Source organism: Streptomyces alanosinicus, assembly GCF_014650595.1.
Taxonomy (GTDB): Bacteria; Actinomycetota; Actinomycetes; order Streptomycetales; family Streptomycetaceae; genus Streptomyces; species Streptomyces alanosinicus.
This window is the reverse complement of sequence record NZ_BMVG01000009.1, coordinates 110,541-129,234: the sequence shown is the minus strand read 5'-3', so window position 1 is coordinate 129,234 and position 18,694 is coordinate 110,541. Positions and strand designations below refer to the sequence as shown.

Sequence of the window (18,694 nt, the reverse complement as noted above, 5' to 3'; positions counted from 1 at the left end):
TCCCGCGGTCCGGTATCTCACCCCAATGGGCCATCATGTGGCCGGTGTTCGGGGCGGCCGGCTCCGTCTCGTGTCCCGCACGCCCGCCTCAGCAGCGCCGCGGCGGCGAAGGTCGAGGCATGGGGCCGCAGTGCGGCGGTCAGGGCGCGCAGGCGGTCGTCGGCACGGGCGCTGTGGAGGTGCGGATGGTCGTCGAGGAATGCGTGCCACGTCCGGCATGCCTGCTCCAGGTGGCCTGCCGTGAGCTGGGTCTCCGCCAGTTCGGCCAGGACGAGGGCGCGGGAGCGGCGTTCGTCGACGGGTCGGTGGCTCAGCGAGTGGGCCAGGGCCCGCGCGGCCGCGCGGTTGTCGCCCAGGCTCTTGGCCACGGCCGCGCGCTGGAGTGCGAGCGAGCCGGGGTGGAAGGCGCCGACGGGCGAGGTGTCGCTCGTCGACCTCTCCAGGAAACGCTCGGCGATGGTGAAGTGGCGGAGGTAGTGGCTGTCGCCCCGGGCGGCCTGGGTGACGCCCAGTTGTCCGTGCAGGAAGGCCCGTTGATGGGCCGGGGCATGGCGGGCGCCGGTCCGCACGGCGTGTTCGGCGAGGCGGTGGGCGTCGGTGAAGTGTCCCAGCGCGTGGGCCTGCACGCTCAGCGCACGCAGGCCGAGGGCGTGTCCGACGATGTCGCCCGCCTCACCGGCGAGTTCGATGCTCGTGACGTAGAGGCGCTGCGCCGCGGCCTGGTGGTTCATGTCGAAGTGGGTGAAGGCGCTGAGATAGGTCAGCTGGGCGGCCACCGTGAACAGTTCACGGCGGACGGAGGGCTTCATGTCGCGCCTGAGCCAGGGGATCACGGTGGTGGACAGGTACTGGCGCAGCGGCTCCAGTACCGCACCGGCTCCGAAGACCGTGTCACCGCGGGAGAACACGGTGAGCATTTCCCGGGCGGCGGCCACGTGCACCAAGCCGACGGACGACGGCCGGCCGGACGTCTCGAACCGGGTCTCTTCGGTGACCGACAGACTGGGCGGTATCACGAGCGTCGCCAGTGAATAGGCACCGAGGAGGGCGAGGCGACGGCGGTCGGTGTCGTGGAGCATCCGGTCGAGGCGTTCCACAGCGCTCCCCTCCGGCAGTGCCCTGGCACCGCGGTCCGGCGTCCTGGTGTCGAGCAGCCCAGTGTCCTGTATCGGGACTGTTCTGCCGAGACGCCGGGAGAGGGCCTCCGCGACGAGAGCGGGGACGGGCGGGCGCGGGCGGCTGCCGGCCAGCCAGTGGGAGATCGTGGTGCGGTCGTAGTGCAGCATGGTTCCCTGTGCCGCGCCCAGCGCGTTGACCGCACGCGCGAGTTGGGCGCCCTTCCAGTCGGCCTCGGCCAGCAGGACACGTAGAGCCTGGTTCGGAGTACGGGGCGACCTCACGCTCCTCTTCCTGTCCCGCTCGGGCATCCGCGAGTACGGACGCTCAACGTCTCCTTGAGTTCAACACGTCCGCCTCCCGCGTCGGCGGTGGAAGGGCTCTCCCCCGGGCACGCCAAGGGTGCGGCACTCCTCCGGGCCGCGCACAGTACGCACGGCAGGCGCACATGTGATGTCGCACCACCCCTTTGTGCGCCGCTGACCTGTCCGAACGGAAGAATGTGATGCATACGAACCCAGCGCGCGGGCCGGGCCGGCCGGCCCGCCGACGGCGTTCCGTCCACCTGTTCCCAGGGCAAGGGGACTTCTCGGTCAGCTCTCTGGTGCGCGCTCTGCGGCACAGCGGCGCCCTGCGCTCGGCCGCCCGGGAGGTCTTCGGGCAGATCGACGCCGTCGCGCTCGAACGCGGCCTGCCACCGCTGGGCCCCTGGCTGCTCGGCCCCCGGCCGCCCAGCGGCCGGGACCTGGCACACGCGGCCACGGGCGTCCAGCAACTCGCCCTGTTCGGCACCTCGATGACGGTACATCAGGCGTTGTGCGACTCCTGCGCGGCGCCCGTGGCCGTGGTCGCCGTGAGCTTCGGTGAGATCGCCGCGCTGACCGCCGCCGGATGCCTCACCGTCCGCGACGGGGCACGCGCGGCCCATGACCTCGCTCTGGTGCTGACCTCGTGCCCCGGCGGGCTGAGCGCGCTCTCCTGTACGGAGCGGTCCGCCCGTCGGCTGCTGGAACGCGCCGGGGCGGCGGAGGATGTGGTGGTGGCGGTGGTCGGCGACGACCGGTCCGTGGTGGTCGCCGGCCCCGTGACGGCCCTGGCCCGCGTCGAGAAGACGGCGGTGGACTCGGCCGTGACCGCCACCCGGCTGCGGCTGCCGTTCGCCGCCCACCATCCCGCGTTCGCCCGCCAGGCGGCGGAGTTCGCCGCGTCGGTGCGGGCCTACGCCCGTTCCGCGGCGCGCTGCCCCGTGTACTCCGCCGTGGCCGGACGTGCCTACCGCCCCGATGACGCCCTGGCGGACCGGCTGGCCGACTGCCTGGTGCTGCCGGCCGCGGTGCCGGACGTACTGCACCAGGCGGCGGCCCGGCACCGGCCGGACGTCCTCTTCGAAGCCGGCACCGGAGACGCCCTGGCCACCAGCGTCCGCAGAGTGCTCGCCACGGGCCTCGCGCCGCCCGTCCACGCCCCGCTCGCCGAACCCGACTTCCCCTGGTGACCCCCGCTCCCCTCCCGGAGAACCAACGATGCCCTCTGCGCCCCTGCCCACGGCCGCCCGTGACGAACTCGACCGGCTCGTCCACGGCCCCTGCGACACGTCCTTCCTCTCCGCGCTGCACAAGGCGCTCGCCGACGACACCCCGTCGGGCGGTCCGGGCCCCCAACTGCTCTGTCATTTACGCCTGTTGGGGGAGACACTGCCGTACGACCTCTTCGACGACCCGGCCCGGCTGGCCACCGCCCACGCCTGGGCCGCGGTGGCCGATCCCTCCCTCTGTCTGGCGGCGCTCGTCCATCATCTGCTGTGCCTGGGGTCCATGGCCCAGCTCGGCGACGGGTCCGGGCAGCTTGGACCGCGCGGGCAGGCACTGCGGTCCGGCCGCGCCAAGGGCGTTTATCTGATCACCGAGGCGGGACAGGCGAACAGCCACCTCGCCATCCGGACCCGCGCCGAGTTCGACCCGACAACGGGCGAGTTCGTCCTGCACACACCGGATCCCCGGGCCGCCAAGTTCGCCAGCGCCGGAACACTGGACGTCCCGCAGACCGCGGTGGTGCTCGCCCGACTCGTCGTCGGGGACACCTGTCGCGGTGTCTTCGCCTTCGTGGCCGGTCTGACCGACGGCACGAGGCCGCTGCCCGGCGTCGAGATCTCCTCGCCCCTGGCTCTGGGCGCGCTGTCCCTCGACTACGTCCTGGTGCGGTTCCACCGCGTCCGGCTGCCGCGGGCCCACTGGCTCGCCGACGGCGCGGGCATCGCACCCGACGGCACCTTCCACGACCCCGCCGGATCGAACGAGCGGCGCCTGCAGCGCACGCTGCGGGTGGGGCGGGGACTGTGGGCGACCTTGCCCGCCGTCGTGGCGGCCACCAGCCGGCAGGCCGCCGTACAGGCCGTCAACCACGCACGGCAGCGGCGCACTCAGGGGCGGCCGGCTCCCGGTGTCCCGCTGCTCGCGTACCGCACCCAGCAACGTGCCGTACTGGGAGCGCTGGCCGACGCGTTCGCCCTGACATGCGCCGCGCACGGGGCGCGCACGGTGTGGCAGGAGTCCCTCGCGACACCCGAGGACGGGGGCGGTACGGCGCTGGGGTTCACCCCGTGGGCCGCCGTCAGCCGGCCGCTGGCCGCGTACAAGGCCGCCACGGTCCGGCTCGCCGCCCACGTCACCGCGGACTGCCGGCGCCGCTGCGGCTTCTTGGGGTACCTGGACGTCAACCGGCTGTCCGCGTACCACGGTTTTCACCACGCCTTCGACACGGCCGGCGGGGACAGCCAGCTCATCTTCTACGACATCGGACGCGCCCTCGCCGAAGAAGCCGGGCGGGAGGCGGACCCCCCGCCGATGTCAGCCGGCCCTCCTCTCACCTCACCGCACTGGTGGCCCGCGGTCGTACGGCGGCATCAGCACGCCCTGGCCCAGGACCTCGCGCAGCGGTCGCGCACCACGGACGGCAGCGCCCCCTTCGACGTGTGGAACCCGCTGCTGGAGGACGCCGGTCTCCTCGGCGAGGTCTACGCGAACGCGCTCCTGGCCGAAGACGTCACGCGCGCCCTCGCTGCCCTGCAGGAACCCGAACTGGCCCGGACGCTGCGGCCGCTGGCGGCCCTGCACGGTGTCATGGCGGCCCGCCGCTGGTCCGGCTCCCTGCTCGCCCTGGGCACGTTGCGTCCGGCCGACGTGCGGGCGCTGTCCGGGGCCGCCGACCGGCTGTGCGACGAGATCCGGCCCCGGCTGCCACTGCTGACCGAGGCGTTCGCCCATCCCGACGGCGTCGCCGCGGCGGTGGACTGCGAGAGCGCGGTGCGCGCCACGCTCACCTGGACACGAGGAGGCACGGCATGACGCGCGGGCGCCGTATCGGAGTCCTGGGCATGGGCACCTATCTGCCGCCCGCCGTGCGCACCAACGCCGAGGTGGCGCGCGGTGCCGATGTGACGGCGGAGTGGATCAGCGAACGCACCGGCGTCCTCGAACGTCATGTGGCCGCTCCCGACGAGGCGGCCTCGGACCTGGCGGCGCACGCGGTCCGTGCGGCGGCCGACGCCGCCGGCATCGGCCTGTCCGAGATCGGACTGCTGGTCTGCGGCACCTCGACCCCCGACGAACTCGGCCCCTCGACCGCCTGCCGGATCCAGACCGCGGTGGGCGCCGCCGGTGCCGTCGCCCTCGACGTCAGCGCCGCCTGCTCCGGCTGGCTGTTCGCGGCCAAGGTGGCCCATGACTGGCTGCGCGGCAGCGAGGAGATCCGGTACGCGGCCGTCGTCGGCGTCGAGGCGTACTCGAAGTTCCTCGACCCGGCCGACCGGGGGACCGCGGTCCTGTTCGCCGACGGGGCCGCCGCCGCCGTTCTGGGGCCGGTGGCGGACGGCCAGGGGTTCACGCACTTCAGCCTCGGCTCCGACGGAACCCTCGCCGACCGCGTCCTGATCCCGGCCGGCGGCAGCCGCCGCCCGGCCAGCGCGGCCACCCTCGCCGACCACGGCCACTGCATCCGCATGGACGGCCGCACCATCGGCCGGTTCATCACCGAGGTCTTCCCCCGGCTGATCACGGACGCCCTCGACCGTGCCGGTCTGGACATCGGGGACATCGACTGCTTCATCGCCCACCAGCCCAACCCCGTCCTGCTGCGGCGCATCGGGGCCGACCTCGGCATCCCCGCCGGCCGCCTGGTGGTCGTCGGCGACGAGACCGGCAACATCGGCGCCGCCAGCGCACCGTTCGCACTCGCCCGCGCGGCGTCCGGGCAGGGTCTGCGAACCGGCGACCGCGTCCTGGTGGCCGTCTTCGGCGCCGGCATGACCTGGGGCAGCGCGCTCCTCACCTGGAGCGGGGCACCCGCCGTCACCTCCGTTCCCGTCCCGGCGACAACGCTTGCAGAAGGTCTCCTTCGATGAACGCCATGGATCTGTTCCGCCTGGACGGCGCACGCGTGCTGGTGACGGGCGCCTCCCGCGGCATCGGCGCGGCCGTCGCCAGAGGCCTCGCCGATGCGGGCTGCGACCTGGTGTTGACCGCCCGGACCCTGCCCGCCCTCGACGGCACCGTACGGGCGGTGGTGGACCGGGGCCGGCGGGCCGTGGCCCTCGACGGGGACCTCGCCGAGCCGGATGTCGCAGCCGACCTGGTGGACCGGGCCGCCACCGCGCTGGGCGGCCTCGACGTCGTCGTGCACAACGCGGGCATCGTGCCCACGGCCGAGGACGGAAGCCCTGTGCTGGCGCCGCTGCAGCACGCCCGCCAGCAGGACTGGGAGGCGGTCGTCACCGTCAACCTCAACGCCACGGCCGCCCTGTGCCGGGCCGCCCACCCGCGCCTGGCCCGCTCCGGCCGCGCGAGTCTCGTACTGATGTCGTCCGTCGCCGGACTCGTCGGAGCCCCCATGATGGAGGCGTACGCCGCCACCAAGGCCGCGCAGATCTCCCTCGTCCGCAGCCTCGGGGTCGGTTGGGCCCGGCAGGGAATCCGGGTCAACGCCCTGTGCCCCGGCTGGACTCGCACGGACATGACCGAGTTCGCCAGCGAGGCGGAGCCGGTGTCGGACTGGCTCACCAGCCATGTCCCGCTGGGGCGTTGGGCCACCGCGGACGAGGTCGTCGGTGCCGCGCTGTTCCTCGCCTCCCCCGCCTCCTCCTTCGTCACCGGACACGCCCTCGTCGTGGACGGCGGACTCGCCGTACCGGACAGCGGCCTGGCCGGCCACCCCAAGCCGGCCTCTCCCTTCACCGCGGCATGAACACCCCGCCGCTCCACAGCAGTTCCGGCCCCTGGCACTCCACCGCCGTCATCGCCGGGATCGGCGCCTGCCTCCCGCAGCGCGTCGTCGACAACGACACGGTCATCGGGCGGGGCGCCCTGCGCACCGATGACACCTGGATCCGCGAGCGCACCGGCATCGCCCGCCGTCGCCACGCCGAGCCCGGCACCAGCACCGGTGATCTGGCCGTGGGGGCCGGGCGGGCCGCGCTCGCGTCCGCCGGGGAGCACCGTCCCGACATGCTGCTGCTGGCCACCACCACCCCCGACCACCCCTGCCCCGCCACCGCACCCGCCGTCGCCCACCGGCTGGGCCTCGGCACCATCGCCGCCTTCGACCTCGCGGCCGTCTGCTCAGGCTTCCTGTACGCGCTGGTCACGGCCACGGCACTGGTCCGCGCCGACGTCTGCTCCACCGTCTTGGTGATCGGCGCCGACACCTACACGACCATCGTCGATCCCACCGACCGCGAGACCGCGCCGATCTTCGGTGACGGCGCCGGCGCGGTTGTGCTGCGCCCCGGCACCCGGGACGATCCCGGTGCCGTGATCGCCGCCGACCTCGGCGCCGACGGCAGCGGCAGCGAGCTGATCACCATCCCGCACGGCGGCTCCCGCCATCCACAGCACCTGCCGCCCGCCGTCCCCGACGCACACCACTTCCGGATGCAGGGCCGCGCGGTCTACGCGCACGCGGTACGCCGTATGACCCAGTCCGCCGACTCCGTGCTCCGGCAGGCCGGCTGGGCACCGGACACCGTCCGTGCCTTCGTCGGCCACCAGGCCAACCAGCGCATCCTGGACTCCGTCGCCGAGCGCCTGGGCATCGCGCCCGCCCGCCGCTTCGGCAACATCCGCGAACTCGGCAACACCGCGGCCGCGTCGATCCCGCTCGTCCTCGCCGACCCCACCGTGCACCGCAGGGTCGGGCCCGGCGCGCGCTCGCTGCTGACCGCCTTCGGCGGCGGGCTGACCTGGGCCTCCGTGGCCCTGAACTGGCCCGGCGCCGTCCCCCACAGGGCAACACCGGCCACCGGACATCTTTCAAGGAGCCAGCCGTGGACCGCGTCTACGACCACCTCGTGACCCTCCTCAGCGACAAGTTCGAAGTCGACCCCGCCCGCATCGGACCCGACGCCACCCTCGGCGACCTGGAGCTGGACTCCCTGGCCGTGGTCGAGCTCTACGTCACCCTCCAGGAGGAGTGGCAGGTCCCGCTCGACGACTCCGAAGCCTCCGCCGGCCTCACCGTCACCGACGTGGCCCGCTCGGTGACCGCGCTCCTCGGCGAACCGGCACCGGGACCCGAGGCCGCCCAGTGAACGACGAGGTCGCCGTCACCGGCATCGGCCTTGTGACACCCGGCGGCATCGGCACCCGGGCGACCTGGGAAGCGGTGTGCGCGGGTCGGCCGGCCGCGCGCACCGACCCCGCCCTGAGCGGCGGACCGGTCACCCTGTCCTGCCGCGTACCGCCGCTGCCGCCGGGGCCGGGCCGTCTGTGGCGCTTCGACCGCGGCACCCGTTTCCTGCTGACCGCGGCCCGGGAAGCCCTCGACTCGGCCCGGCTGGACCCGGCCGACTGGGATCCCACCCGTGTGGCCGTGGTCATCGGCACCGCGGCGGGCGGTATCGACACCCTGGAAACCCAGCACCGCAAACTCCTGACCACCGGTCACAGCGCCCTGTCCCCGCTCACCATGCCCGCCTTCCTGCCCAACATGACCGCCGGCCACCTCACCCTGGACCTCGGCGTCACCGGCCCCTCCCTCCAGACCTCCACCGCCTGCGCCTCCGGGGCCACGGCCCTGATCACCGCCTGCCTCCTCCTGACGGCCGGTGCCTGCGACATCGCCGTCGCGGGCGGCACCGACGCGATGGTCACCCCGCTGTGCGGCGCCGCCTTCGCCAAGATGGGCGCGCTCTCCCGGCGCGGCGACGAGCCCGCCCGCGCCTCACGCCCCTTCGACAAGGACCGCGACGGATTCGTCCTCGGCGAGGGGTGCGGCGTGCTCGTCCTGGAACGCAGGCACCACGCCGCCGCACGCGCCGCCCGGAGCCTGGCCCTCCTCGCCGGCCACGGCACCACCAGCGACGCCCACCACCCGACGGCCCCGCGCCCCGACGGCGAGGGGCTGCGCAGAGCGGCCCTGACGGCCCTGGCACAGGCAGGAGCCGACGTGGCCGACGTCGACCACGTCAACGCCCATGGCACCAGCACCCCGCTCAACGACACGGTGGAAGCCGCGGTGATCCGGAACCTCTATCCCCGGCTGCCGCCGTCCGTCACCTCGGCCAAAGGAGCCCTCGGCCACACCATGGGAGCCGCCGGCGCCATCGAGGCCGCGCTCACCGTGCTGACCATCGCGCACCGGACCCTGCCGCCCACGGCGAACTTCGCCGTGCCCGACGACACCACCGCCGGCATCGACGTCATCACCTCGGTCCCCCGCCACCAGCCCGTCCGACTCGCCCTCAGCCACTCCCTGGGGTTCGGCGGACACAACACCGTGCTGGCGTTCACCTCCGCCTGACGCCACGGCAGCCGGCCCGTCGGCAGGTCGGCCCGTCGGCGGACGGGTTCTAGGACAGGTCGTCGATCCTGCTGCGCACCTTGCTCACGATCGTGGCCGGGAGGGTCGCATAGCCCTCGAAGCTCAGATCCTGCTGGCCCGTCGTGCCGGCGATGTACGTCAGGAACGCCTTGGTGGCGGACCACGTCGCCGGCTTGTTGCCCTTGTCGCAGACGATCTCGTACGTGACCATGTCGATCGGGTAGGCGCCCGCGGCCTTCGTCGCGTAGTCCAGCTTCAGCACGAGGTCGCCGTCGCCCGTGACGGTGGAAGCGGCGATCGCCTTGGAAGCGGTGAGGACGTTGGCGTCGACGGGAGCGGTGGCCCCGCTGGCGATCGCGACCGTGGGCACGTCACGGGCGAGCGCGTACGTCAGCTCGACGTAGCCGATCGCCCCCTCGGTCTTCTTCACCTGGCCGACGATGCCCGAGGAGCCCTTGGCGGCCTGGCCGCCCTTGGCCTTCCAGACCTTGTCGTGCCCGTACGACCAGTCGCCCGGTGCGGCGGCGCTCAGGTAGGAGGTGAAGTTGTCGGTCGTACCGGAGGAGTCGGAGCGGTGCGCCGTCCGGATCGGTGTCGAGGGCAGCGTGGCACCGGGGTTGAGCTTCGCGATCGCCGGATCGTTCCACGTGGTGATCCGCGCGTCGAAGATCTTGGCCAGCGTGGGCGCGTCCAGGATCAGTCTGCTGACGCCCGGCAGGTTGAAGGCGAGGGCGATCGGGCCGCCGACCATCGGCAGATGGACGGCCCGGCCGCCGTCGGTGCAGACGCTCTTGGACTGGGTGATCTGGGCGGCGTTCAGTGCGGAGTCGGAACCCGCGAAGGACGTCCTGCCCTTCAGGAAGTCCTTCTGGCCGGCCCCGGAACCGTTGCCCTCGTAGCGGATCCGGACGCCGGGACAGGCCCGGGTGAAGTTCCTGATCCACACCTTCATCGCGAACTCCTGCGCGGTCGAACCGGAGGCCGCCACGCTGGCCGCCTTGCCGCAGGAGACAGCGGTGCCGGTGCCGGCGGGCGAGGCGGCCGGGGACGAGGGGCCGGCGGGCCGGGAGCTGCCGCCCGAGCCGCAGGCCGTCAGCAGGAGGGCGCCGGATACCAGCGCCGCACCGACCGCCGGGCCGCGCAGCCCGTTCTTCGGCTGAAGCATCACTCTTCGGCTCTCCTCACTGTCGGCCTCCCGGGACAGCCCCGCGGCTGCGCAGGGCAACCATAAGCAATCATTCGATCACATTCAGTGAAGACCTTGCCGTCGCGGTCGTCTTCGCCGCAGCGCCGCCGTCGTCACGGCGAGCGCGCCCAGCACCGCCAGTACGGCGGCGGGCGCGAGGACCGTCCACGGGGCGCGCTCGGCGTACGGCTGGTTCTCGGCGAGCAGGTGGCCCCATTCGGGGGACGGCGGCTGGGCGCCGAGGCCGAGGAAGCCGAGCGAGGCGAGGGCGAGGGCGGTGCCGGGCAGCCGCAGCAGGGCGTGCCGGGTGACGGCCGGGACGACGGCCGGCAGGAGTTCGCGGCGCAGCAGATACCAGCGGCCGGCGCCGAGGGCGCGGGTGGCGGTGAGGTGCAGGGCCGCGCGTTCCTGCCGGAGCAGCGCGGAGGTGTGGGTGGCCAGCGGCGCCCAGGCCACGGCCGCGACGGCGAGTGCGGGGGTGACCGGGCCGCCGCCCGCGACGGCGGTGACGATGAGCGCGGCGAGCACCGGTGGTACGGCGTTGACGGTGTCGGCGAGCGGCCCGGACAGCCGGGGCAGCAGGCCGAGCAGCAGCCCGGCGAGGAGCGTGGCGGCGCTGATGGCGAGGGCGAGCAGCAGGGTGTCGAGGGCGCCGTGGGCGACGCGGGCGAGCAGGTCGCGGCCGAGTGCGTCGGTGCCGAACGGATGGGTGAGGCCGGGGCGTCGGAGGCGGGCGCGGGTGTCCACGGCGAGCGGGTCGCGGGGCAGTCCGGCGCCGAGGACGGCCAGCAGGACGGCGGCGAGGACGAGGGGTGTCGTACGCCGTGCGGGCACGGCCGGCCGGTGCAGGGCGGGCAGGGCGCCGTCCCGCAGCGCGGGCCCGGTGAGCCGCCGTACACCGAGCCGGGCTGCGCCCGCGGCCAGGGCCGCGAGGAGCACCAGGGCGAGGGTGCCGGCCTGGAGGACGGGCAGGTCCTGGGCGAGGGCGGCCTGCAGGGTGGTGCGGCCGAGGCCGGGGATGTCGAAGATCTGCTCGACGGCGACGGCGCCGCCGGTCATGCCGACGACGAACAGCGCGGTGTTGGGCAGCAGTCCGGGCAGACAGCGCCGTACGGCCTGCCGGGCGATGGTCCGCGCGGGCAGTCCGCGGGCCGTGGCGGCCCGCACCCAGGGTTCGGCGAAGGCGCCGGGCAGCTGGTCGTCGAGGAGTCGGCCGAGGACGGCGCCGGCGGGCAGGCCGAGGGCGAGGGCGGGCAGCACGGTGTACTGCGGCCCGTACCAGCCGAGGGCGGGCAGCCAGCCGAGCTGGACGCCGATGACGGTGGCGAGGACGGAGGCGGTGAGGAACTCCGGGAGAGTCGCGAGCATCGCGGAGCCGGTGCCGCCGGGCCGGTCCCGGCCGCCGCGGCGCAGGGTGCGGCCGCACACCGCGGCGGCCGTGCAGCCCGCGAAGAACAGGGCGACCGCCATCAGCAGCAGGGAGGCGCCGAGCGCCTGGAGGACGACCGGCCCGACGTCGGCACCGGACATCCAGGACCGCCCGGCGTCCCCGCGGGCCAGCCCGCCGAGCCAGCGCCCGAGCAGCACCGATGGACCGTCGTCCAGGCCGAGTTGACTGCGGATGTCGGCGAGCACCTCGGGGTCCGGGTCGCGGTCCTGGGCGCGGGCCTTGAGGACGGTGAGCGCGGGATCGGTGTGCGCGAGCCAGGGCAGCAGTCCGATCCCGCACACCAGGGCACCGGCGAGCGAGCCTCGCCACAGCAGGGTGCGCATCGCTCAGCGCCGGGTGCCGGTGCCGATGAGGGTGCGCTCGTACGGGTCGAGGAGCACCCCCTTGACCGCGCTGCCGACGCCGGTGATGACGCGCTGGTGGACCAGCGGTACGACGGTGTCGGTGCCGAGGATCGCCGCTTCGGCGCGCAGTGCCGCGGTCCGCCGCTCGGCGGGGTCGGCGGTGCGCTCGGCGGCGGCCACGGCCCGGTCGACGCCGCGGTCGCACAGCAGGGCCAGGTTGTAGCCGCCCGCGCAGGTGTAGTCGCCGGCGAGGACGGCGACGGGATCGCCGGTGTCGACGAGGCTGTTGCGGGCGAGCACGAAGGCGTCGAACTTCCCGGCGAGGGCGTCGCTCTCCAGCCGCGAGTACTCGCGCACGACGAGCTTCACCCGGAAGCCGGCCTTCTCCAACTGCTGCTTCAACACCTGGGCGACTTCGGGGAGTTCGGGCCGGTTGTCGTACGTGGCGAGGGTGACGTCGGTCCCGTCGGCGCGCTTCGCCGCGGCCCTGCCCTCGGGCCGGCGGTGCCTGCCCTCGGCCCAGGTGACGGCGGGCCCGTAGATCCCGGCCCCGCGGTCCGCGTGCCCCTCGTAGACGCCCCGGGCGAGGCCGGAGGTGTCGACGGCGGCGCGGGCGGCGGAGCGCAGCCCGGCGTCGCGGAACGGCCCGGAGCGGGAGTTGAGCAGCAGACTGGTCGTGCGCGCGGTCGCGGTCTCGCGGCGCGTGCCCGCGTCCAGGGTGGCGGCCTGGGCGACCGGCACCGCCTCGGCGATGTCGGTGTCCCCGCCGCGCAGGGCGTTGGTGCGGGCGGTGCCGTCGGCGATGAAGCGGACGTCGATGCCGGCGGCCTCGGCGCGCCCGCCCCAGTAGGCGTCGTACCGGTCGAGGGTCGCGGACGAGGTCCCGTTCACCTGCTTCAGCACGAAGGGCCCGGTGCCGCTGCCGGCCGGGTCGGTGGCGCCCTGGCGGGCGTACGCCTTGGCGGAGAGCACGGCGAGGGCCGGGCTGGAGAGCCGGAGCGGCAGGATGGGGTCGGGCCGGCCGGTGGTGATCCGCACCCGGTGCCGGTCCACCGCCTTGGCGGTCAGCTCGACGCCGGACAGGGCGGCGGGGGCCGGCTTGGCCCGGGCGGCCCGCGCGAGCGAGGTGGCGACGGCCTGCGCGGTGACGTCGGTCCCGTCGTGGAAGCCGGCCTCGCGCAGCGTGAACAGCCAGCTGCGGGCGCCCTCCTTGCGCCAGGAGGAGGCGAGGGCGGGCGCCGCGGCGCCGTTGCCGTCGAGGGCCGTCAGCGACTCGGTGACGCCGAGCCGGCTGAGGATGGTGCCGTCGGCGCCGTACGGGGAGAGCCGCTCGGCGGGCGGGAAGGCGAGCGCGACCCGCAGCCGGGCGGCTCCGCCGGCGCCGGCTCCACGGTCGCGGTCCGCGCCGGAGGCGAAGCAGCCCGCCAGCACGGGGGTGAGCAGAAGGGCGGCGAGCAGCCGGGGGTGGCGCAGGGGGCGCGGGAGAGACATGGTCCTCGGTTCAGGTCGGGCCGACGAAGTCAGCCAAACATTACATGACAATCATTTTCATCTTCATCGACCGCCCCACCCCGCCCCCATGGGCAGCTCGAAGTGCACGATCCCCTGACCGGCACCCCGCCCCTCACGCTCATCGAGCACGACCTTCCCGAGCGACCGCCAGAACGCCTCGGCGCCGGGCACCGCCGGATCGGTGTGCAGATAGACGGCCCGGTACCCGCCGTCGGCGACGGCGAACTCCACGAGCCGCTCGACCAGTTCCCGCGCGATCCCCTGCCGTCGGCACTCGGGCCGCACATACACCCGGCGCACCTGCGCCGTCTCCCCCGACGGGTACCGCTCGGCCAGCTCGCGCGGATTCGGCGGCCACCGCGGCCCCCGCGCGTCGAGCGCCCCGGTCCCGACAACCTCCCCGGCCCCGTCGACGGCCACGAGCAACGTGTGCCGGGCGGGGTCGAGATAGGCCCGGCGCGGATCCACGATGTCCGCGTGCCAGCGGGGCACATATCCGATACCGAAGTCCCGGTAGACGATGTCGAGCATCACGGACCGAGCACCATCGAGGTCGGCAAGGGCCGCTGGCCTGATGCAGTGATTACGCACTTGCACATCATATGCATCAAGCGGAAAGAATGATCACCGCGCCCACTCACCGCACGCACGACAGAGCCGGGCGGCTTCTCGCCGCACACAGGTGGCGTAGAAACCCACGAAGCCCCACATCGCGCCGGTGACCGGGAAGTTGGCGAACAGGGCCGGGATGAAGAAGAAGCCGTGGGCGGCGATCGCGGCCATGGTGGTGAACGAGGTCGTGGTCGTACGACTGCGGCTGCCCGGCGACCTTGGTCGTCGCTTCCTTTCCGCCGACCTTGGGCCCGCCCGGTGGCCTGCCGTTCGTCCCGGGCCCGGTCCAGGTCAGGCGGCCCGGCGGGCCCGGCTGTGGTGGGCACGCACGAGGTCGGCGTAGCGGTGTCCGCTGCCCTTGATCGCGCGCATCTGGGTGCGGTAGTCGACGTGGACCAGGCCGAAGCGCTTGTCGTAGCCGTACGCCCACTCGAAGTTGTCCAGCAGGGACCAGGCGAAGTAGCCGGCCAGCGGGGCTCCCCTGCGGGCGGCCGAGGCGCAGGCGGCCAGGTGCGTCTCCAGGTACTCCTGGCGCTCGGGGTCGTCGATGCTGCCGTCGGGGCGGACCACGTCGGGGAAGGCGGAGCCGTTCTCGGTGACGTAGATCTTCCGGGCGCCGTACTCCTCGGTGAGCCGCAGCAGCAGGGTCTCGATGCCGTCGGCGTCGATCTCCCAGTCCGTGCCGGTACGCAAGACGTCCTCGCGGCGCACCGCGCGGACGTACGGGGCCGGGCCGCCCGGGGCGTCGGCGACGTGGGCCGGGAAGTAGTAGTTCAGGCCGAGCCAGTCCAGCGGGGTGGCGATCGTCGTCAAGTCCCCTGTCCTGAGCGGAAGTTCGACGCCGTAGGTCTCGACCATGTCGGCGGGGAAGCCGCGGCCGTGGACCGGGTCGAGCCACCAGCGGTTGACATGGCCGTCGTGGCGGCGGGCGGCCGCGACGTCCTCGGGACGGTCGGTGGCCGCGTGCACGGTGGAGAGGTTGTTGACGATGCCGACCCGGGCGGCGGGGGCGGCGGCGCGGATCGCCTGGGTGGCGAGGCCGTGGCCGAGCAGCAGATGGCAGGAGGCGCGCACGGCGCCGGTCAGGTCCGTCCGGCCGGGGGCCATCTTGCCCTCCAGATGGCCGATCCAGGCCGAGCAGCTGGGCTCGTTGAGGGTGGCCCAGAGCCGCACGCGGTCGCCGAGCCGGGCGGCGACCGCCGCGGCGTACTCGGCGAGCGCGAAGGCGGTGTCCCGCTCGGGCCAGCCACCGCGGTCCTGCAGCACCTGCGGCAGGTCCCAGTGGTAGAGGGTGACGGACGGGGCGATGCCCGCCGCCGGCAGGGCGTCCACCAACTCGTCGTAGAAGGCCAGGCCCTTGGCGTTGACCGGACCGGTGCCGCCGGGCAGTACCCGCGGCCAGGCGAGGGACATCCGGTAGGCGTTGACACCGAGTTGCCGCATGAGGGCGATGTCCTCGCGCCAGCGGTGGTAGTGGTCGCAGGCGACGTCGCCGGTGTCGCCGTTCGCGGTCTTCCCCGGGGTGTGCGAGAAGGTGTCCCAGATCGAGGGCGTACGGCCGTCCTCGGCGACGGCTCCCTCGACCTGGTACGCCGCGGTGGCCGTGCCCCACAGGAAGTCGTGCGGGAGGGCGGCGAGGTCGATGCGTTCGGACACGGAAGTCCCTTCGGAATGGGGGGTGTCGGTCACTTGACGGCACCCGCCGTCAGACCGGCGACGAGATAGCGCTGCAGCAGCAGGAAGCCGGCCACCACGGGCACGCTGACGACCAGCGAGGCGGCCATGATCTGGTTCCAGTAGACGTCGTAGAGGGTGGAGTAGCCCTGGAGGCCGACGGCGAGGGTGCGGGTGGTGTCGTTGGTCATGACGGATGCGAAGAGCACCTCTCCCCACGCGGTCATGAAGGCGTAGACGGCGACGGCGACGATGCCGGGGATCGCGGCCGGTACGACGATCCGCAGCAGCGCGCCGAGCGGGCCGCAGCCGTCCACCAGCGCGGCCTCGTCCAGGTCGCGCGGCACCGAGGCGAAGTGGCCGATCAGCATCCAGACGGAGAACGGGAGGGAGAAGGTGAGGTACGTCAGGATCAGGCCGCCGCGGGAGCCGAACAGGGCGATTCCGGTGGCGTTGCCGATGTTGACGTAGATCAGGAACAGGGGCAGCAGGAAGAGGATGCCCGGGAACATCTGGGTCGACAACACGGTCACCGTGAAGACACGCCTGCCGCGGAAGTCGTAGCGGCTGACGGCGTACGCCGCGAACACGGCGATCACCACCGAGAGAACCGTTGCCGCGCCCGCCACGATCACCGAGTTCAGGAAGTAGCGGGCGAGCGGCACGGTCGACCAGATGTCGATGTACGGGCGGATCGTCAGCCCGCTGGGCAGCCAGCGGAACGTGCCGGTGACGTCCGCGAGCGGCTTCAGCGAGCTGGAGACCATCAGATACACCGGGATCAGCACGAACCCGGTGAGCAGGGTGAGGAAGATCCGCCGGGACCACAGGAACGAACGCGACGGGACTTTCGCAACACGCCCTAGACATCGGCGGCCCTCCGTCCGCGCGAGGTGAACAGCAGATAGGCGCCCGTCACGACGAGCAGGATGAGCAGCAGCAGGACGGACATCGCGGAGCCGGTGCCGAAGTTCCAGGTGACGAAGGACGCCTGGTAGATGTGGACCGAGATGAGGTCGGCGGCCTCGGGCGCGGACTTGCCGAACAGCACGTACGGCGTGTTGAAGTCGTTGAACGTCCACAGGAAGAGGACCAGGACCAGCACCTGGTTGACCGGGCGCAGGGACGGCAGCGTGATGCGGCGGATCTGCTGCCGCATCCCTGCGCCGTCCAGCGCGGCGGCCTCATACAGCTCCTTCGGGATGTTCTGCAGTCCGGCCGTCACGATGAGGAAGGCGAACGGCCAGCCCTTCCACACCGACACGATCAGCAGGGCGTAGAAGCTGTTGTCGCCGATGAGCCAGAAGGAGGGCTTGCGGGTGAGGTGCAGCTGGTCGTGCAGGACGTGGTTCACCAGGCCGTTGTCGTGCTGGAACATGAACACCCAGGTGATGACGGCCGCGTAGACGGGCAGGGCGTACGGCACCAGGAACAGGGCGCGCAGCAGTCCGCGGCCGCGGAAGGTGTCCTGCATGAAGATCGCGGCGGCGGTGCCGATCAGCCAGCACAGGGCGACCGACAGCAGGGTGAAGCCGACGGGGGCGAGGAAGGAGTGCAGCAGGGCCTTGCCGACGGGGGCGTCGAAGTCCACCGACATCTTGTAGTTGCCGAGGCCGGGCCAGGGGGCGGTGCCCCAGTCGCGGATGTAGAACTGGGTGAGTTCCTTGAAGCTCATCACGATGCCGATGGCCATCGGCACGAGATGGACGAGGAGTTCGAGCAGCAGGGCGGGCAGGAGCAGCAGATACGGCAGCGAGGCGCGGCGGAGCCGTCCGGCGCGGCGGCGGGGTTCGCGCGCCGGCGTACCGGGGGACGCCTCGCGCACCGGCTCCTTGAAGGCGGTGGTCGTCATGTGCTCGCTCACGCCGCCGGCATCTGCTGCTGGGCCTTCTGCAGCTCGGCCCTGACCGAGTCGGTGGTCACCGCGCGTCCGGCGGCGGCGTCGGCGAACAGGTTCTTGACGGCCGTACCGACCGTCGTCTCGAACTGCGACTCGGACGCGACCTGCGGCAGGGCGGCCGCGCTGGCGGCGAGGGTGTTCTTCAGCACCGCGGTGGCGGGGGTGCCGAACGCGGGGTCGCTCTGTGCGGATGTGACCGGCGGGATGGAGCTGTAGGCCTTGTTGAGGATCTTCTGCTCGGCGTCGGAGGTCATGAACTTCACGAACTGCGTGGCGCCGTCGAGGTTGTGGGTGTTCTTGAAGACGGCCATGTTGATGCCCATGACCGCCGAGTCGACCTGGGTGCCGGGGCCGGGCTTTCCGGAGATCACCGGTACCGGTGCGATGCCGTAGGCGTCCGCGCTCATGCCCTGGGACGTGAGGTTGGCGCCGGCGGACTGCCACAGCAGCATCGCCTGCTTGCCCTTGACGAAGTCGCTGACGGACTGGTTCTGCGCGTACTCGGCGTCGCCGGCCGGGATGGTCTTGTCCTTCGCCATCAGGTCGACATAACTCCTGACCGCCTCGACCACCTTGGGGCCCGTGAAGTCGGGCTTGCCGTCGGTGGTGAAGAAGCCGGCGCCGTGCTGCTCGGCGAAGACGAAGACGTGGTGGATGTTCTCCGCGAGGTTCGAACCCTCGGCGCCGAGCGGGGACTTGCCCCCGGCCTCGATCTTCTTGCCGTCGGCGACCAGTTCGTCCCAGGTGGCCGGGGGCTTGGAGATGCCCGCGTCGGCGAAGACCTTCTTGTTGTAGTAGAGGGCGTACGCCATCGAGTACAGCGGGATCGCGGCCGTGTCCTTGCCCGCCGCGCCGGTTTCGGGCTGGAGGACCTGCTTGTCGACGGCGGCACTGGCGCCCTGGTTGGAGGCCCAGTACGTCAGCGTCTTCGGCGAGTCGTCGGACCCGCCGCCGCCGGACGAGCCGCCTCCGCAGGCCGTGGCGGCGAGGACGAGAGAGAGGGTGACGGCACCTGTGGCCGCGGCTCGGATGCTGCGCATGGCTCCTGGTGTCCCTTTCCGGGAGGCGAGAACCCTGAGGCTGCTCAC

General features: G+C 73.0%; 17 protein-coding genes. 7 read left to right on the top strand and 10 right to left on the bottom strand.

What is annotated here, in order from left to right:
- Positions 1 to 17: 17 nt before the first annotated feature.
- Positions 18 to 1,400 (bottom strand): tetratricopeptide repeat protein, encoded by a 1,383-nt coding sequence (locus IE277_RS21070; protein WP_229881882.1) that lies wholly within the window; start codon positions 1,398 to 1,400, stop codon positions 18 to 20.
- 221 nt (positions 1,401 to 1,621) lie between these two features.
- Between IE277_RS21070 and IE277_RS21065 the strand changes: the two genes are divergently transcribed.
- From IE277_RS21065 to IE277_RS21035, 7 genes are read left to right on the top strand one after another with little or no spacing between them, the layout of a single operon-like run.
- On the top strand, positions 1,622 to 2,611 hold the full coding sequence (locus tag IE277_RS21065; RefSeq protein ID WP_189954675.1) for an acyltransferase domain-containing protein: 990 nt from the start codon (positions 1,622 to 1,624) through the stop codon (positions 2,609 to 2,611).
- A 28-nt stretch (positions 2,612 to 2,639) separates the two neighbouring features.
- On the top strand, positions 2,640 to 4,460 hold the full coding sequence (locus tag IE277_RS21060) for an acyl-CoA dehydrogenase family protein (RefSeq protein ID WP_189954674.1): 1,821 nt from the start codon (positions 2,640 to 2,642) through the stop codon (positions 4,458 to 4,460).
- Positions 4,457 to 5,515, top strand: a complete 1,059-nt coding sequence (locus tag IE277_RS21055) for a 3-oxoacyl-ACP synthase III family protein (protein WP_189954672.1) — start codon at positions 4,457 to 4,459, stop codon at positions 5,513 to 5,515. The genes IE277_RS21060 and IE277_RS21055 overlap by 4 nt, the downstream gene beginning before the upstream one ends.
- Positions 5,512 to 6,354 (top strand): SDR family NAD(P)-dependent oxidoreductase, encoded by an 843-nt coding sequence (locus IE277_RS21050; protein WP_189954670.1) that lies wholly within the window; start codon positions 5,512 to 5,514, stop codon positions 6,352 to 6,354. Before IE277_RS21055 ends, IE277_RS21050 begins: the two co-directional genes overlap by 4 nt.
- Complete coding sequence (locus IE277_RS21045) at positions 6,351 to 7,460, top strand: beta-ketoacyl-ACP synthase III (RefSeq protein WP_189954668.1); 1,110 nt, start codon at positions 6,351 to 6,353, stop codon at positions 7,458 to 7,460. Before IE277_RS21050 ends, IE277_RS21045 begins: the two co-directional genes overlap by 4 nt.
- The gene (locus IE277_RS21040; protein WP_189954666.1) at positions 7,433 to 7,696 is read left to right on the top strand and encodes an acyl carrier protein; all 264 of its coding nucleotides are present in this window, start codon (positions 7,433 to 7,435) and stop codon (positions 7,694 to 7,696) included. The genes IE277_RS21045 and IE277_RS21040 overlap by 28 nt, the downstream gene beginning before the upstream one ends.
- On the top strand, positions 7,693 to 8,907 hold the full coding sequence (locus tag IE277_RS21035; protein ID WP_189954663.1) for a beta-ketoacyl-[acyl-carrier-protein] synthase family protein: 1,215 nt from the start codon (positions 7,693 to 7,695) through the stop codon (positions 8,905 to 8,907). The genes IE277_RS21040 and IE277_RS21035 overlap by 4 nt, the downstream gene beginning before the upstream one ends.
- Before the next feature lie 49 nt (positions 8,908 to 8,956).
- Here the strand turns inward: IE277_RS21035 and pstS are convergent, their stop codons facing one another.
- The 9 genes from pstS to IE277_RS20990 form a co-directional block, all read right to left on the bottom strand.
- Positions 8,957 to 10,096, bottom strand: coding sequence for a phosphate ABC transporter substrate-binding protein PstS (gene pstS / locus IE277_RS21030; RefSeq protein ID WP_189954661.1), 1,140 nt, complete (start codon positions 10,094 to 10,096; stop codon positions 8,957 to 8,959).
- A gap of 81 nt (positions 10,097 to 10,177) precedes the next feature.
- A complete protein-coding gene (locus tag IE277_RS21025; protein WP_189954660.1) occupies positions 10,178 to 11,887 on the bottom strand; it encodes an ABC transporter permease subunit in 1,710 nt (569 codons plus the stop codon).
- Between the two features lie 3 nt (positions 11,888 to 11,890).
- Positions 11,891 to 13,399: an ABC transporter substrate-binding protein gene (locus tag IE277_RS21020; protein ID WP_189954659.1), complete on the bottom strand. Its 1,509-nt coding sequence runs from the start codon at positions 13,397 to 13,399 to the stop codon at positions 11,891 to 11,893.
- Between the two features lie 63 nt (positions 13,400 to 13,462).
- Positions 13,463 to 13,951, bottom strand: coding sequence for a GNAT family N-acetyltransferase (locus IE277_RS21015; RefSeq protein WP_189954929.1), 489 nt, complete (start codon positions 13,949 to 13,951; stop codon positions 13,463 to 13,465).
- Positions 13,952 to 14,044: 93 nt separating this feature from the next.
- Positions 14,045 to 14,203, bottom strand: coding sequence for a hypothetical protein (locus IE277_RS21010; RefSeq protein WP_189954658.1), 159 nt, complete (start codon positions 14,201 to 14,203; stop codon positions 14,045 to 14,047).
- A gap of 120 nt (positions 14,204 to 14,323) precedes the next feature.
- Positions 14,324 to 15,688, bottom strand: a complete 1,365-nt coding sequence (locus IE277_RS21005; RefSeq protein WP_189954657.1) for a GH1 family beta-glucosidase — start codon at positions 15,686 to 15,688, stop codon at positions 14,324 to 14,326.
- A gap of 29 nt (positions 15,689 to 15,717) precedes the next feature.
- Positions 15,718 to 16,536 (bottom strand): carbohydrate ABC transporter permease, encoded by an 819-nt coding sequence (locus tag IE277_RS21000; RefSeq protein ID WP_189954927.1) that lies wholly within the window; start codon positions 16,534 to 16,536, stop codon positions 15,718 to 15,720.
- Between the two features lie 32 nt (positions 16,537 to 16,568).
- A complete protein-coding gene (locus tag IE277_RS20995) occupies positions 16,569 to 17,558 on the bottom strand; it encodes a carbohydrate ABC transporter permease (protein ID WP_189954925.1) in 990 nt (329 codons plus the stop codon).
- Positions 17,559 to 17,566: 8 nt separating this feature from the next.
- A complete protein-coding gene (locus IE277_RS20990) occupies positions 17,567 to 18,646 on the bottom strand; it encodes an extracellular solute-binding protein (RefSeq protein WP_189954656.1) in 1,080 nt (359 codons plus the stop codon).
- Positions 18,647 to 18,694: the final 48 nt, after the last annotated feature.

Bases quoted from the DNA above. Each gene is read 5' to 3' on its own strand.
- IE277_RS21060 (WP_189954674.1), top strand. From the start codon at position 2,640: ATGCCCTCTGCGCCCCTGCCCACGGCCGCCCGTGACGAACTCGACCGG.
- IE277_RS21055 (WP_189954672.1), top strand. From the start codon at position 4,457: ATGACGCGCGGGCGCCGTATCGGAGTCCTGGGCATGGGCACCTATCTG.
- IE277_RS20995 (WP_189954925.1), bottom strand. From the start codon at position 17,558: ATGACGACCACCGCCTTCAAGGAGCCGGTGCGCGAGGCGTCCCCCGGT.
- IE277_RS21045 (WP_189954668.1), top strand. From the start codon at position 6,351: ATGAACACCCCGCCGCTCCACAGCAGTTCCGGCCCCTGGCACTCCACC.
- IE277_RS21050 (WP_189954670.1), top strand. From the start codon at position 5,512: ATGAACGCCATGGATCTGTTCCGCCTGGACGGCGCACGCGTGCTGGTG.
- IE277_RS21020 (WP_189954659.1), bottom strand. From the start codon at position 13,399: ATGTCTCTCCCGCGCCCCCTGCGCCACCCCCGGCTGCTCGCCGCCCTT.
- IE277_RS21015 (WP_189954929.1), bottom strand. From the start codon at position 13,951: ATGCTCGACATCGTCTACCGGGACTTCGGTATCGGATATGTGCCCCGC.
- IE277_RS21065 (WP_189954675.1), top strand. From the start codon at position 1,622: ATGCATACGAACCCAGCGCGCGGGCCGGGCCGGCCGGCCCGCCGACGG.
- IE277_RS21025 (WP_189954660.1), bottom strand. From the start codon at position 11,887: ATGCGCACCCTGCTGTGGCGAGGCTCGCTCGCCGGTGCCCTGGTGTGC.
- IE277_RS20990 (WP_189954656.1), bottom strand. From the start codon at position 18,646: ATGCGCAGCATCCGAGCCGCGGCCACAGGTGCCGTCACCCTCTCTCTC.
- IE277_RS21010 (WP_189954658.1), bottom strand. From the start codon at position 14,203: ATGGCCGCGATCGCCGCCCACGGCTTCTTCTTCATCCCGGCCCTGTTC.